Genomic DNA, 15108 nt, shown 5'->3' with positions numbered 1-15108 from the left:
ACAATGATAAACCCTGAATTCAGTCTGTTATCACTTATTCGTAAACCGGTACAACAGTTCTCCAGGCGTGTTCCTTTCTGGTTATTGTGCTTCGGGTTGTATGTCGGGCTGCCCGGTGGCCTCCCCATGCCCGGTTACTCCGCCCAAAGCAACCTGCTCGAGCCGATAAAGGCATATAAAACATGTAGCCAGCAGTTAACACCGAGTGACGACCGCTACCTGGGAAGAGTGATCCAAACCCAGCTTGCGTCGCTTTATCAAAATAATGAGGACTTTCAGGCGCAACTGAAAAAGAACAGCAGGCCGCTCACTGATGGCATTGTTGGCCCTACAACCCGCTACTGGCTGGATTATTTCTGTGGTGAATTTGCGTTCAGCGCGCCTGCTTCATCTACCAACCAGCACCAGTATTTTATTGAATCATTGCTGATTGACTTAAGCCGTGCAGCCCAACTAAATACGTTATTCCCAACATGGCGCACGGCAATAAAACCGCCGGAGCTGCTCCATTTAACATCTGCCGAAATAGTAAAAAGGCTCTCACTGAGCACATCAAACACCGATAACGGCAGCGGGACATCCACCCCCGCAACTTCACCGGGTACGGACAGACCAGACAGTGATACCGAAGCCTATTATTATCAACTGACAGAAAATGATTTTGCCAGCCTGGCGTTACGCCAGACCGTGCTGGAAGAATTTGCAAAATTAGAAAAGCAACAGTTTGACCAGCGCAGCCAGCTTTATAATCAACTCAGCGGGTTATTTACTCAGCTGAATATTCCCATCACCCCACAACTGAATCTCGATAACTTAATTGATTCTTACACCATAGAGATCCATCAACCCAGTACCACGGCAACAACCAGTACCAGCACCAGCCAAATTACGAGCAGTGTTAATAATGATGCCAGCACCGGCAATAATGACACCAACGCCGGGACTACGGGTGCCAGTACAGATAATAAGAACACCAGTGAAAACAACGCTGCCAGTAATCCAGATAGTGTAAATACAGATAACAGCCAGACCAGTCCAGATAACCAGGACAGCACCACACCTAATACATCAAATCAGGTGGTGGAAACCAGCACGCAAAGTAATACCGAAACAACAGCGCAACAGTTAGTGTGGCAGGTCAATGCGGATGAGCTCAGTAAAACCATTAAACAGGCAGGTATTACCACATTATCTAAAGATGAATTAAAAGCACTGGCACCACTGCAGGATGAAGTCTTCCCCAGCCTTTACTTAATGCAAATGGCAGTAAAAGAATCTGGTATCTCACCTGCTATTTTGCAGGATAAAGGCGTCTTTACCCTGGCAAGGAAAACCGGCCTTAGCCCTGTTCATGCAGTTCCTGTGCAGTGGGTGGCTCCCCCGGACTGCGATTGCCAGGACAGTGTCCGGTCGGTATTTAACGTGGGTACCTTTTACGGTTTTTACCCGTACTGGCAACATTTAGGTAAAGGGCAAACTCTTGATTTCAGCCGGTTAGACCGCATTGGTTATATTGGTGCAGTGATGAAACCTGAATTGAATGGCAACACGTTAGTTTTGCCACAAAACTGGTTAGCCGACCCGAGGTTTAGTCAATTTATTCAGACGTCCCACCGCTATCGCACTAAACTCGACCTGGTGGTGACCACGCCACGGAACCTGTCCACTAAACAACTGACCGGGCTGTTTACGGATGACATGGTGAAACGACTGGTCGAATCCGTCACCACCCCAATGGATAAATATTTAATTAATAATGTACAACCCTGGATAAGTTTTGGCGCCGAATCTGTTCCTGCTATGGCAGATGGTATAACTTTGGATATCGACCTTTCTGTGTTAAACACTCCGGAAAGCCAGCAGGCCTTCTTTTCGTTCATGAATAAGCTTAAGATTGCGTTACGCCAGAGTTACCAGCCTAAATCTGTCGCCAGTGACTTAGATGGCCCCGCCCAAAGCAGCGATGAATATTATTTAAATATTGTTGTTCCCATTAGTGATATGGTGGCATCAAATAATGGTTTTTACAGCTTTCAAAACATCGATACCTTATCACAACTGACCAATCTCCTGATTGCCAGGCCGGGTTCACCGGTAACCAGTGACGACGCTTACAATGGGATAAAGCAAATCAAGGAACTGCAGCGCTGGTTGAGTGACCAGAAAAACCAGTCAGAAGTTCAGCAGGTTTATAAACGGCTGGTTCCGATGTTGATAACTGAAGATAACCGCAACCAAACACCAGAGCTGACTCAGCTGGTTAATCTTTCAAGCTGGAGCTTCCTGGGCGCAGCTTACTGGCCACTGCCATTAAGCGAAACCAATGAGAAACTGATTGAAAAAACCTTCTTCCCGGCGGCCAAACAATACCCGAAACCCATTAACCAACTGCTCAATGGCATTAACAGCCTGTTAAACTGGTTTTGTATTTATCGCCTGGAGCTGCGGGCAGGTTTATTTGTGTCGTTTATGTTTATTCTGGGTTTCCTGGTTGCCTGTATTTGGTGTTTCCCACTGAGGAAACACCTGAGCCGCGTGCCATTTGTTGCACTGACATCAATATCTATCAGTGGGTTAATGCTGGTATTCGTGGCCGACCCGGCATTCCAAAATTACCAGGGGCCAATTATGTTAGTTTCTATTGTGGTGATTGGCTGGATATTATTCGCGGTGCGGATGGTACGGAAAGAGGGGGATAAGCCTTAGTTTTTTTGGTCACGATAGGTGCTGTTCAGTTTTCTGGTACTGAACAGCACCATACGTACACTTAGAATAATCATCTGGGCAATTTTTCCATTTTCAGCGGTTTTTTGTTAAGCATCAGTGTGGGCATAAAGCCCTTCTCTCATCCCAGATTTACATATATCATCTTCCTTCCACCCATATGTACTATTAACCCTGTTCGCAGCTTTCCCTGGGGGAGAAGCGTAATGAACATCAACAACAAGTCCGTTATATTTTAATATTTCGATAAATTTTTCCTTTAGCAATTCCAACCGTCTTTTACACCCATCACATGGCCCCATATTACTCATAATTCTGATATATACTCTTGCCTTATATTTTGATAATTTTTTTGCCATCCCTTCATTTGCAAATAATTCATTATGAATCGACTGAAACAGCCCAACCTCACTATCATTTTGTGACTGATCAATATCCTTTGAGATTCTTTTACTCGCACTTACCGGAAAAGCATATATACTATTACCTACTCTTCGACTTCCGCTTAACGTTGTTTTAATCACTGGCCCATTTATCATATCAACAATTATAATCGCATTTGCAAAATTAGAAGACGAATCACCTTTTCTGGCGGTAAAAACTTCCTCACTCTGATCTCTCAATGAATCTGTTGGAACGCCATCTTTGCTCAAGGCAGCAATGAGTGCTTTAATATTTTTGAATTGTTTTCTGTCTTCTTCATACTCTTTTAACTTGAGTAATAATCGACTTGTTCTGGGTAATCCATGCTGAGTGATCAATGTATTGAATTGAGCGAAGCATTTATTTTGTGGCTCCTTATGATCAGTTTTTTTCTCATGTTCATGAGACTCCTCAACGCCCACACTACTATTAGGCAATGGCGTTACACCATCATCAGACATAAAGACTGGTTTGAATCCTTTAGGCGCCATTCCAGGATAGGGCCCTTTTAACGCTACCAGCTCATCAATAGCATCTTTAAGATTTTCATGTTTATGGCAGAGAGTCCTATGCAGCTCAAAGTTCACCATCCCATATTTTTGGTGAATCATAAACAATTCAAAAGCCATCTGACCATTTAACTTCAACTGAATTGGTTGACTACCGATTGTTCTGATTACTTTTCTTTGCACATGTTGTTGATTAGACGGAGTGTTGTTTCCACCATTAGCCCGTAACTCCCGCGCCAATAAATTTGAGCGGTTATCCACTAATGTAATACCTTTTTTCGAGCCTGCGCCAGCAATTACGCGTTCTTTATTTTCTTTGTTTTTATAAAGTTGTACATACATATATTCACCTGTTTTAGAATATCTATTCATATACCATTGCAACGTCCTTTAAATACCTGGAGCGGCTCTCTTTATGGCAAGTGCCGCAGCGCCTTAGCACCCATTACATCCGCCTCATGCTCTAACGCAGGGTTATCATTCACCGCCATGCCTGCAACAGAGGTGGTTGGGGCAACACGCCCCTGAGCCTGCTGCACTACATGGCCAAGTTCATGGGGTAAATGTTTTTCCTGGCCGGACGCAAGGTGGATATCACTGCCCTGGGCATAAGCATGGGCCTGCACAGCAGCGGGTTTTGCCGAGTTGTAATGCACTCTGACGTGGTCCAGGCTCATACCGCTGATATTTTCCATGCCGCTTTTTAAATTATCGGGTAGCCCGGTTTGATTGGCCTGCCGTTGCACGGTTTCAACCCGGTTATCTTCCAGTGCAGCGGCCTGATTCTCTTTACGCTGCGGTACCGCCGCCTGGGAAACTGCCTGCCGGGTGGATTGCTGTTGTTCTGTCTGTCTGGAAAACATAAGCAGCCGTCCTCGTTCTCAATCGCGTTGTATCAAACAGAAAAATGCCCTGTTCCGCTTTCTCGCGCCAACAGTGCTGACTTATTCACTCAAAAAACATTTTGTTATCTTTTCTGAATTCCTGGCGAATGCTGGCAATAATGTCGCTCTGGGTCACTGTGCGCTCATCACGCTGAATAGCGGTTAATGCGCACTGGCGCAATACGTTAATAATCTGCCCACCGGAAACTTCATAGCGGTCGGCAATGGTGGGCAAATTGACATCCCCGGCGAGTTCGCACACGCCATTAAAAGCGTTCTTCCATAGCTGTAAACGCTCCTGCGGGCCAGGAATAGTAAATTGCACCATACTCTGGAAACGCCGGGTAAAGGCTTCATCCATATTAGTTTTTAAGTTGGTGGCAATAATAACCGTACCGGGGAAGTCCTCTATTTTTTGCAGTAAATAACCTGTCAGTTGGTTGGCATGCCTGTCGTTGGAGGAACTGACTTCAGAGCGCTTGCCAAACAAGGCGTCGCCTTCATCAAAAAACAGGATCCACTCTTTGTAGCTGGCGGCATCAAACACCCGTGATAAGTTTTTCTCGGTTTCACCAATGTATTTCGACACCACCATGGATAAATCGACGCGGTAGACTTCCCGCCCGGTGGCTTTACCCAGTAATGCAGCAGTCAGGGTTTTCCCCGTTCCCGGTGGGCCAAAAAATACAGCGCGGTAACCCGCTTTTACCTTTTTCGCCAGTTGCCATTCATCCATCAACTTATGGCCATAATTGAGCCAGGCATGGAGCTCTTCAACTTGCGCCATAACTTCGGAGTCGAGCACTAGATCGTGCCATTCCAGGGGTGATTCCAGTATATGAGCCGGGAAGCTGGCGCTTAATTCCGGGCGCAACCGCTGCCCGGTAATAAAATAGTGCAGCCACTCTTCGTTTAGCCGATAAACACCCGCCCATTTAGGTACGCCGTCATCAACAGATAACAGTTGCGTGACCTGCTCGGCCATCAGGCGGTGTTTATTTGAAAAGATTTCCTGTGTGTAAATACGCCAGTCGGGGTTATTGGCGCTGATCAGAAAATTGAGCGTTTGCCCGGTCGGAATAAAACCACTGAAGGCTTTGTCACTGACACCGCCAAATTCAGTAAAAGGGCGGTCTATCAGGCTGTTAAGACCAAAGAAAATATCAAGGGTATCGGGTTTTATACTGGGTGCCATAGCAAGCGCCAGCCCCAGGCGTTCAAAAATGGATAATTGCCAGTCGGTAACCAGATCCGCATAGGGCGCCCCTTTTACTAATTCCGGAGGCGGAATATCCAGCCAGTGACGTTCATGCCCTTCTTGTTTGAGGTAACTGCATATAACCTGATTGATAACCCGTGACAACCACGCCATTTCGCGCCAGAGCACAATGACATTGGCTGTTTGTTGGTTATCTTCGACATCTGCTGGTTTGAGCATGGCACATCCTTGAAAAGAGGTGCATCAGGCCGGTTACTGCTGTTTGCCAGCAGCGTACACAACGAAACAATTATAGCACGCAACTCATTTTGGCTATTTTTTAAACACCTTTATTCACGATATGCCATTGGGCGTTCATTCCAACATTGGACCGGAATACCCAGGCAGCACAACAAGTATGTGCACTGCTTACATTTGGCTTGTAATTGAAAACTGCTTTATAAAACAATAAGTAAATCCATTACCACTGTCAGTAGACTAATTTTTAAAGCCCAGCTTCCCATTAGCCTGACGCCATTGTTGGATCTTTTCTGCTATGGCTTCTGGCGTAGGCTGTTCGCCCGGCTCTGGATAATAAATCAAATCCGATCCTGCTGGATGTTCTGACAACTCGATGAAACGCTCCAAAAGCTCGTCCTGATACGCTTCTGAACCTACATCGCTAATGATCTCTGCAATCAATGCAATGAAATCACTTTTTGAGTAATCACTGATAGTTCTCAAATTACTTACCTCTGTGAATATCTATATGTCTTTTTGGGGTTGTTATAGCCATATTATCAACATTATAAACTTCTCCACCCTGACTTATAAGTTTGATATGGTGAATCTCAAAAGCTCTTCTTTTCCCTACGGTATCAATGAATCTTGCGCGAGGCGCTCTGCCGTTCTTCATACGATTTATATTATTAGGGATGAATTGACTTGATAAGTCGGGGGTTTTTGATATTTCCAACCAAAATGCCTTACGGAACTGGTCAAAGTTACCAAAGGTTCGCCCTAGTAGCTTGTCTGCTATCTGACTTGGAACCGGAGAACCATTCCCCGTGTTAGCATCAGACAACCAAATACCGCTAACTTTCTGGCCTTTCCCCGTGACCTGTCCAGCACTGTTTCGCAGATATATATAAATCGGTGGAATATCCGATATTGGCAGGATAAGAATATAATCCGCAAATGTCTTTTCTTCCGGTGCCGGAGTGGTTGTCGCCTCAATACGGGTTTCTTCCGGCAACGGATCAACAATAACTGGGTTCGGTATCCTTACCGGGTTCTGGTTGCCTGTATTTGACGGAACATTGACTCCTGAACTGTCTGGCGTCCAGATGATGGTGATACGCGGCTTTTCCTCTGTGGTGAACGTATACGCTTTTCAGCTGCTGTCCCACTCCATTTTGCGCACACGCACCCTGTCTTTACCCGGTGGTGTATGCCAGCCATGAGGAACAGGATTACCTTTATCATCCTGTTCCCATGTATAACGCACCCGGCTTGGCGCTTCACGCATTTGCTCCAGACGCATGCGGTCAATAAAATCCTGTTCACCGTCATTGAGCCTGCCGGGCATCATGCCCATAACAACTGTTGCTATGGGCACACCGGGGCCGCTGGCAGCAATCCTTCCAAGTCCTGTAGCCATCTCACCAAGTTTTACTGCCCACGTTCCTGACGTAATGGCATTTCCGCCTACCAACCCAAGAACGCTGGCACCTTCAATAGCCATTTGAGCATTAGCAGCACTTGTCGCTGCAGCCGTTGCCCGCTGATATTCGATTTCTTCGTGATCACCGTTCAGCCATTTATACAGAGCACTTCGCTTTTTCGGTTTCGGTATATCGTCTGCAGGTTTCTTTTTCCTGGCGGTCTGAGCATGTTGGGGAACAGCAGTATCGGAAGCTGGATCAGTAGGTGGAACTGCCTGATAAAATGCCATTACCGCAAAATTAGTATGAGGTTCCGGCTCTTCCCCGGCATCATTACAACCTTCACCCCGAAGGCTGGATTTGGCAAAGACACGATTACGATCACGTTCTTCTGCCAGTCGTTTTTCCCCGGTCTCCTGCTGTTCTTGCTTTGCCCGCAGAGTGACAAGAGCAGGCAATCGTGCCTTTTCTGCCTGCTCTTCGGGCGTATCATCTCTGATATAACAACAATCCGGTATTGTGTGTATAAACCGTGCATGGCACGGACAGGAGCTTACACTGTCCAGTGTTCCTGCCAGCCTTCTGCCGTCGTTCCATGAATCAGGTGTACCACCCAGAATTCTGTACACTCCCGGATGCTGGCCGCACGATACAAGGTCACCTTCCCGTGCCCCCGCCACACCATACCAGCTCATCGTTTCATCCCCGGTCAGTATCTTTCCCCCGCAGGTAGTCGAATCGCCTGACCGCAGGTAAAACCCCATCGCTCCCATTAGTCCGTTCTCCTGCCGTTAAAAACATGACCTGACGAAATACCGGGAGGAAGTTCACTGGTATATTGACGACGCATTCCTTTTCCTTGTCATTTTTGTGGTTAAACTGGTGCAATACTAACCGATTCGTAATTTGACTTAAAATCACTTTATCTTTATGTGATTACAAAAAAATTTGTTATTTATTTAATATAAAAGCACCAAATAAACACGCATGAATGGCACATGACATGAGCTGATACCACAGCATACTATTTAGATTATTTAACAAAGTTTGTTCCTGAAACACTCAAAACAAAAAGTGCAGGGCACGAGTTTACCTCGGGGATGAAGGTAGACATCATCCCGGAAAATCAACTATTCTGCGCAAAGAAGAGCCCCTGATATTCCCCGTGCTGTACTTGATTTATCTGCAAAAAGGCAAAGTATGCACTTCACTTCATCCCGCTTACTGCTGCGCCCCGTCATCCCCGGTGATGCTGATTGCCTGTTTCGTATCTATGGCGACCCACAAACCCAGCAATTCAACCCTGCCGGGCCTTACCCTTCCCTGGATTATGCTCGGGAAACGTTGCGTTCCTGGCTGGAACACAGCAACCAACCCGGGTTTGGGCACTGGGCAATTATTCTTCAGGAAAACCCGCAAGAAATTATTGGCTTTGGTGGGTTAACACCGCGTGTTGTCTGCGGTTACCACATCAATAATCTGGGCTACCGCTTTGCCACTCAGTGGTGGGGAAAAGGCCTGGCAACAGAATTTGCCCGGGCAGTGGTGGCATGGGGTTTTGAGCAAGGTAAGCTTAATGAAATTTCAGCGGTGATACGCCCGGGGCACAGTGCGTCACAGCATGTGCTGGAAAAAACAGGTTTTCATTTTGAACGGAAAGTAGCAGACCCGGAATACCATTCTGCGCGCCTGTTCTTCACGCTAACACAAGCGCAATGGCGCGCCAGCCACCTGGCTGACGCGAAATGATGAAGCGGTGGGCGGTCTATGCAGCCAGGAAAGCATCGGCAAGGTGGGTAACCCGGTCAATCGCCTGGTAAAGCGCCTGCGGTGTTACTTTCCCTGGCATATTTTGCATATCTGGCGCGATAACCGATTCCTGAACAATGGCGTCCAGTTCATCCGGGTTAAGGTCGGCAATTTCAGCAAGGCGTAGTGGCACCGCGCAGGCATGGGCCAGGGCGATGGCCTCCAGCATCTCCTCGTCACTACGGTTTTCCAGCGCCAGCAGGCACAGGTTGCCAAAGCCCACTAATAAACCATGGCCGAATTCCCGGGTTTTGTCGCAAACAGTAAAGCCTTCATAAATTGCGTGTGCGGCAGCAGCGTGTGCGCCACTGCTCATTAGCGATGTCAGCCCGGCGAACATAAAAATGGCATCCAGCACTTGTTCCAGTGCTGCGTTCGATTGCCCGGCACGGGCAGCTTCACAGGCTTCACCGCCAAAAGTGGCAATCAGGTCATAACAAATACGGCTGTTGGCGCTGGATGCGCTGGCAATCCCGCTCAGTTGGGTATGTTGTTCGCCAATAGCACGGAATTCGTACCATTTTGCCAGCGTGTCGCCCAGGCCTGCCGCCAGCCAGCGCAGAGGTGCCCGCGCCAGTAATTCGCTGTCGATAATTACAGCATGGGGAGCCTGGGGCAGCGGGTAGAGATCACGGAAATGCCCGTCATCATGGTAACGGATGGTGAGTGGGGTTACCGCCGCACAAGTGGCGGCAATAGTAGGAACGGTAATCACAGGCACATGGGCTGCCACGCCCACTGCTTTACAGGTATCCAGAGACTTGCCGCCGCCAACACCAATAATAACATCTGCACCCAGTGTTTCTACACAACCCGCAAGGCGGGTGATATTGCTTTCGCTGGACTGCCCACCAAACCATTCACAGCCCACCAGAGTTACGCCACTTGAACTAAGTTGTTCACGGATGGTGGATTCGGTGGCCGCAAGGGCCTGATGCCCGCCAATCACTAATGCCCGCTCCCCTGCCTTAGCACATATTTCGCCAAGCTGAGCAATCACTCCCGGCCCCCGCAGTATCTGTGCCGGAAAAATGATGTTTTGAGCGCTCATAGTACTTCTCCCTAATTTGTATGCTTGTGTATGACAATAAAAGTAATCGCTCACCGGCCCGTATGCACCACTCTGATGCACAAAACGCACTACTAACGAACAGCTCCCCTGGCGGGCAACCATGCGTAGATACAGCGCAGGCAGGTAAGCAGGCAGCGAATCACTTCACAAGAGGGGTGACTGAGCAGGCGGTAACCTCATAAATAAGCAAGGGTTGTGCCATAACCGGCACAACCCCTTCAGGAAACAAACAATGCTCTTACAGGCGATCAGGAACTATAGCCTGGCAACAACGCAGTAATGGCTTCCGGCCACTGTTCACGGGAAGCCCACAGGCGCATATTTTCGATATCTGGCGCCATCAGGCGGTCTTTTTCCAGGAACGGCACAACAGCGCGAATGGCTGCCAGTTCTGCTTCCAGGTAGCTGGCGCTTTGTAATGGGCGGTGGAACTCAATCCCTTGTGCGGCAGCCATAGCTTCAATGCCCACAACCACGCTGGTGTTAAAGCACATATCTCGCAGGCGGCGGGCAGCACCGGTTGCCATCGAAACGTGGTCTTCCTGGTTTGCCGAAGTAGGCAGGCTGTCCACACTGCCCGGGTGAGCCAGTGATTTGTTTTCTGAAGCCAGTGCAGCTGCGGTCACCTGAGCAATCATAAAGCCGGAGTTAACCCCGCCATCTTTCACCAGGAATGGTGGCAGGCCAGACAAACCGCTATCGAGCAGCAATGCCATACGCCGCTCAGAAATCGCTCCAATTTCCGCTACCGCCAGCGCAATAATATCTGCAGCAAATGCAACCGGCTCCGCATGGAAGTTACCACCAGAAATCACATCACCGTTATCAGCAAACACCAGCGGGTTATCGGATGCGGCATTAGCTTCAATGCGTAAAATGCGCGCAGCGTGCGTCAGGTTGTCCAGGCATGCGCCCATTACCTGCGGAACACAGCGAATGGAATACGGGTCCTGGACCCGGCCACAGTGAACATGAGAAGCGACGATCTCGCTGTCGGCCAGCACCTCACGCAGTGCCGCCGCCACTGCGATTTGCCCGGCCTGGCCACGCGCTTCGTGAATACGCGCATCCAGCGGTTTCACGGAACCTTTAATCGCCTCCAGTGAAAGTGCGCCAGCCATCAACCCGGCAGCAAACACCCGTTCCGCTTCAAATAACCCGGACAACGCCAGTGAAGTGGAAACCTGAGTACCGTTCAGTAATGCCAGCCCTTCTTTCGGCCCTAATTCGAAAGGCACCAGCCCGGCCAGCGCCAGCCCGTCAACGGCCGGGATCTTTTCACCATTAACCCGCACCTGGCCTTCGCCAATCAGCATCAGAGATAAATGCGCCAGAGGCGCCAGGTCACCAGAAGCGCCAACCGAGCCTTTTTCCGGAATACAGGGCATAACACCGGTATTAAACAGGGCAACCAGTGCGTCGACTATCTCCGGGCGAATACCAGAATGCCCGCGCGATAAGCTCAGCACCTTGGTTGCCATCACCAACCTGACTACGTTATCCGGTAAATCATTGCCCACACCAACGCTGTGAGACAACACCAGGTTGCGTTGCAATTCAGCCAGGCGGTCTGCCGGAATTCGGGTTTGCGCCAGTTTGCCAAACCCGGTGTTAATGCCGTAAACCACCTCGCCGGTATCAACAATATCCAGCACTCGTTGTTGGGCAGCCTCAATACTGGCCCGGGCTTCTTCTGCCAGTGCCAGTTGTACATTACCCTGGTAAATCTGGCGTAATTCTGCCAGCCCTACCTGGCCTGGGTGAAGTTCACAACGGGTTAAGTGCGGGGTAGTTGCAGCCATAGTCTATTCCTGTATATACAAGTGTGGCGAAAAAAATCGTTTAGTTAAGACGCCCTGCGAGCACCCGCTCTCAGGCAACCTGTGCTACCGGCCACCTGGCATGCAGGTGAGCCGGTACCACTCCGTTAGTGTGCCAGCATGGTTTCTGCCCGAATTTCTTCAGTTACGCGGGCCTTGAGTGCCATAAACTCTGGCGATGTTTTCAGCCGGTAATCCCGTGGATGCGGGAAATCAACCGGCACTTCTGTCTTAATGCGGCCTGGACGGGCGCTGAAGATAGCTACTTTATTTGCCATAAAGATGGCTTCGTCAATATCGTGCGTAACAAAGAGTACGGTTTTGCGCGACGCCTCCCAAATTGATAACAACAGCTCTTGCATCATGACCCGGGTTTGGTTATCAAGCGCGCCGAAGGGTTCATCCATCAATAGCACTTTTGGGTCGTTTGCCAGTGCGCGGGCAATTGCAGTGCGTTGTTGCATACCACCAGATAACTGGCGCGGGAAGTGCTGTTCAAAGCCACGCAGCCCTACTTTATGAATAAAATAATCACTGCGGGCTTTCTGTTCCGCCTTGCTGATACCGCGCTCTTGCAAGCCGAAACGGATGTTTTGCTCAACTGTCAGCCAGGGAAACAGCGTGTAGCTTTGAAAGACCATTCCGCGGTCTGCCCCCGGGCCTTCCACCCGTTCGCCATCCAGCCACACTTCCCCCTTTGTTGGGGTATCCAGCCCGGCAACAATGCGCAATAAAGTCGATTTGCCACAGCCAGACGGGCCAAGAATGGTAATAAAATCGTTTTCATTCACCTGGTAATCTACCGGCAACAGAGCCTGGGTTTGCTCCCCGTTTGGCCCCCGGAATACCCGTTCCACCTGGCGAATGCTGAGTTTGGGATAGTGCATTACAATGAACTCCACATAAACAGGCGGCGGTTAACCGCTTTGAACACCAGGTCAGACAGCAAGCCAATAACCCCAATAACAATAATCCCGAAGATCATTTGCCCGGTGTTGAGCAATGCCTGGCTGTCAACAATCATATGGCCAATCCCGCTGGATGAACCAATCAGTTCAGCAACAATAACGTAGGTCCATGCCCAGCCAAGCACCAGGCGCAATAACTCGGCAATTTCCGGCGCGGCTCCGGGAATAATCACCCGGCGCACCACACTTTTATTGGTGGCACCCAGGGTATACGCCGCTTCAACCAGGTCACGGCGGGCCGCACCTACCGTAACCGCCACCATCAGGGTTATCTGGAAAAATGACCCAATGAAAATAACCAGTACTTTTTGTAATTCCCCTACCCCGGCCCACAGAATCAGCAGTGGAACGAAGGCCGATGCGGGAAGGTAACGGCAAAATGAAATAAAGGGCTCGAAGAACGCTTCCACCATCTTCCAGGAACCCATCATAATGCCCAGAGGAACCCCCAGGGCTGCCGCCAGGATAAAGCCTGCCAGTACCCGGAAAATAGTCATGCCCACATCACCGGCAAAACCATAATCCCGAAACAGGTAGAACCCTTCTTCCAGCATGGTGGCCGGATTGGCGAGGAATGTGGGTGAAATCAGGCCGGTAAAAGTCGCCAGTGCCCACACGGCGAAAAAGAGAATAAAAAAGCAAATGCCCAGCAAAATACGGTGGCGAATATTCACCGGGCGCAACGGCACCATCAGTGGGTTATGCCACACCTTTTTACTGGCCGGCAACGGAGCCGGCTCAGCAAAATGGGATGTGCTATTGACGTTAGTTTCTGCGACCTGGCTTGCAGGACTTGTCATATCACGGTCCTTCATTACTTGTTCACATACTGCGCATCGTACAGAGTGCTGATATCCGGCGTTTTACGCAGGATTTTCATTTCAGTCAGCAGGTGAGCTGCTTCATTACTGAAGGTGGTAATCTCGCCACTGAAGAATTTTTTATTCGCGGCACGGTCCTGCCAGCGCAGGTAACTGGCTTCCTCAGCAAACTGTTTGCCGGTTTCTTTTACTGCAGCGCCCATAATTTCATTCGCTTTATCCGGGTTGCTTTTGATCATATCCAGCGCGTCGAAATAACTGTCCACCAGCCCCTGAGCCGCTTTCGGGTTATCTTTCAGCCAGTCTGGCGTACAACCCAGGGTATCCATAACAACCGGGTAATCCAGCGTAGTGGCAAGGATTTTGCCTTTTTCCGGGTTCTGGCGAATTGAGGATAAATAAGGCTCATAACTGACTGCGGCATCGTTCTGGCCGGCAATAAATGCACGGGCTGCGGCATCCGGGCCCAGTGTTGCCAGTTTGACATCTTTCATACTCATGCCGTTTTTATCGAGGATCCATGCCAGCAGGAAGTAAGACGATGTCCCGGGCGCATCCACGCTAATCGTTTTGCCCTTCAGATCTGTGATTTTACTGATGCCGTTACGCACAGCGATGCCATCCGCACCGTAAGATTTATCTAACTGGACAATTTGCTTAATCGGTACGCCACTGGCGTTCCAGGTCAGGTAGGTTTCAACAGTAGTGGCAGCGCATTGCAGTGAACCAGAAGCAATCGCCAGGTGGCGGGATTGCTGCGGCACCATTTTCAGTGTCACATCCAGGCCGTGCTTTTTAAAAATGCCGGTTTTCTGCGCCAGAGTCAGTGGTGCAAACCCTGTCCAGCCAGAAATACCGATGACAACAGGCGTATCGGCAGCCTGCGCAAGACCACCCGTTACCGCACTTATTGCCAGCGCCACGCCACATACAGACAAGACGCGCTTCAATCTGTTTTTTGCATTTTTTTTGTTCATCGACCACTCCTGAAAAAGCAACCTGTTAATGGAAAGTGATAACCCCAAATGCTGTGCTGTACGCCCAGTGTTACAACCCGCAAATGCGATAAAGGCGGACGCGTATAGTCTTGTCTATACAAGCGACAGTCATAAAGTTGCAATGCCTGTGCCAGCTTTTTTCAAACCCGGTACAGGCGGGACAGATGGCAGGAGCGAAGAAAGAAGTGCGCATGAAAACAGGGCGGACGCCCTAATAC

Annotated in this window: 11 protein-coding genes and 1 pseudogene; 2 read left to right on the top strand and 10 right to left on the bottom strand. The window is 49.3% G+C overall.

The window, feature by feature from the left end:
• The first annotated feature begins 3 nt into the window (after positions 1-3).
• Entirely contained in the window at positions 4-2706 is a 2703-nt protein-coding gene (locus DES37_RS03065; protein WP_110024797.1) for a hypothetical protein, read from the top strand.
• A 107-nt stretch (positions 2707-2813) separates the two neighbouring features.
• Here DES37_RS03065 and DES37_RS03060 read toward each other — a convergent pair whose 3' ends face one another.
• The 5 genes and pseudogenes from DES37_RS03060 to DES37_RS03040 all read right to left on the bottom strand — a co-directional run bounded on the left by DES37_RS03060 (position 2814) and on the right by DES37_RS03040 (position 8097).
• Complete coding sequence (locus DES37_RS03060; RefSeq protein ID WP_146211486.1) at positions 2814-4028, bottom strand: hypothetical protein; 1215 nt, start codon at positions 4026-4028, stop codon at positions 2814-2816.
• Positions 4029-4069: 41 nt separating this feature from the next.
• Positions 4070-4519 (bottom strand): eCIS core domain-containing protein, encoded by a 450-nt coding sequence (locus DES37_RS03055; RefSeq protein ID WP_110024795.1) that lies wholly within the window; start codon positions 4517-4519, stop codon positions 4070-4072.
• A gap of 85 nt (positions 4520-4604) precedes the next feature.
• Positions 4605-5978 (bottom strand): ATP-binding protein, encoded by a 1374-nt coding sequence (locus DES37_RS03050; protein ID WP_110024794.1) that lies wholly within the window; start codon positions 5976-5978, stop codon positions 4605-4607.
• Between the two features lie 258 nt (positions 5979-6236).
• On the bottom strand, positions 6237-6482 hold the full coding sequence (locus DES37_RS03045; RefSeq protein WP_245929965.1) for a bacteriocin immunity protein: 246 nt from the start codon (positions 6480-6482) through the stop codon (positions 6237-6239).
• 1 nt (position 6483) lies between these two features.
• Positions 6484-8097 (bottom strand): annotated as a pseudogene (locus DES37_RS03040) (S-type pyocin domain-containing protein).
• Between the two features lie 505 nt (positions 8098-8602).
• Here DES37_RS03040 and DES37_RS03035 point away from each other — a divergent pair.
• Positions 8603-9151: a GNAT family N-acetyltransferase gene (locus DES37_RS03035; RefSeq protein WP_110024792.1), complete on the top strand. Its 549-nt coding sequence runs from the start codon at positions 8603-8605 to the stop codon at positions 9149-9151.
• A gap of 16 nt (positions 9152-9167) precedes the next feature.
• Here the strand turns inward: DES37_RS03035 and DES37_RS03030 are convergent, their stop codons facing one another.
• From DES37_RS03030 to DES37_RS03010, 5 genes are all read right to left on the bottom strand, one after another.
• Positions 9168-10262: an iron-containing alcohol dehydrogenase family protein gene (locus DES37_RS03030; protein ID WP_036114882.1), complete on the bottom strand. Its 1095-nt coding sequence runs from the start codon at positions 10260-10262 to the stop codon at positions 9168-9170.
• A 269-nt stretch (positions 10263-10531) separates the two neighbouring features.
• On the bottom strand, positions 10532-12085 hold the full coding sequence (gene hutH / locus DES37_RS03025) for a histidine ammonia-lyase (protein ID WP_110024791.1): 1554 nt from the start codon (positions 12083-12085) through the stop codon (positions 10532-10534).
• A gap of 125 nt (positions 12086-12210) precedes the next feature.
• A complete protein-coding gene (locus tag DES37_RS03020) occupies positions 12211-12990 on the bottom strand; it encodes an ABC transporter ATP-binding protein (protein WP_036114876.1) in 780 nt (259 codons plus the stop codon).
• Positions 12990-13871, bottom strand: a complete 882-nt coding sequence (locus DES37_RS03015; protein WP_036114873.1) for an ABC transporter permease — start codon at positions 13869-13871, stop codon at positions 12990-12992. The genes DES37_RS03020 and DES37_RS03015 overlap by 1 nt, the downstream gene beginning before the upstream one ends.
• 14 nt (positions 13872-13885) lie before the next feature.
• Positions 13886-14869, bottom strand: a complete 984-nt coding sequence (locus DES37_RS03010; RefSeq protein WP_036114870.1) for an ABC transporter substrate-binding protein — start codon at positions 14867-14869, stop codon at positions 13886-13888.
• Between the last annotated feature and the right edge of the window lie 239 nt (positions 14870-15108).

The organism is Mangrovibacter plantisponsor (assembly GCF_003182475.1).
GTDB classification, from domain to species: Bacteria; Pseudomonadota; Gammaproteobacteria; order Enterobacterales; family Enterobacteriaceae; genus Mangrovibacter; species Mangrovibacter plantisponsor.
The sequence above is the reverse complement of the archived record's forward strand: the minus strand, read 5'-3'. Positions and strand labels throughout refer to the sequence as shown.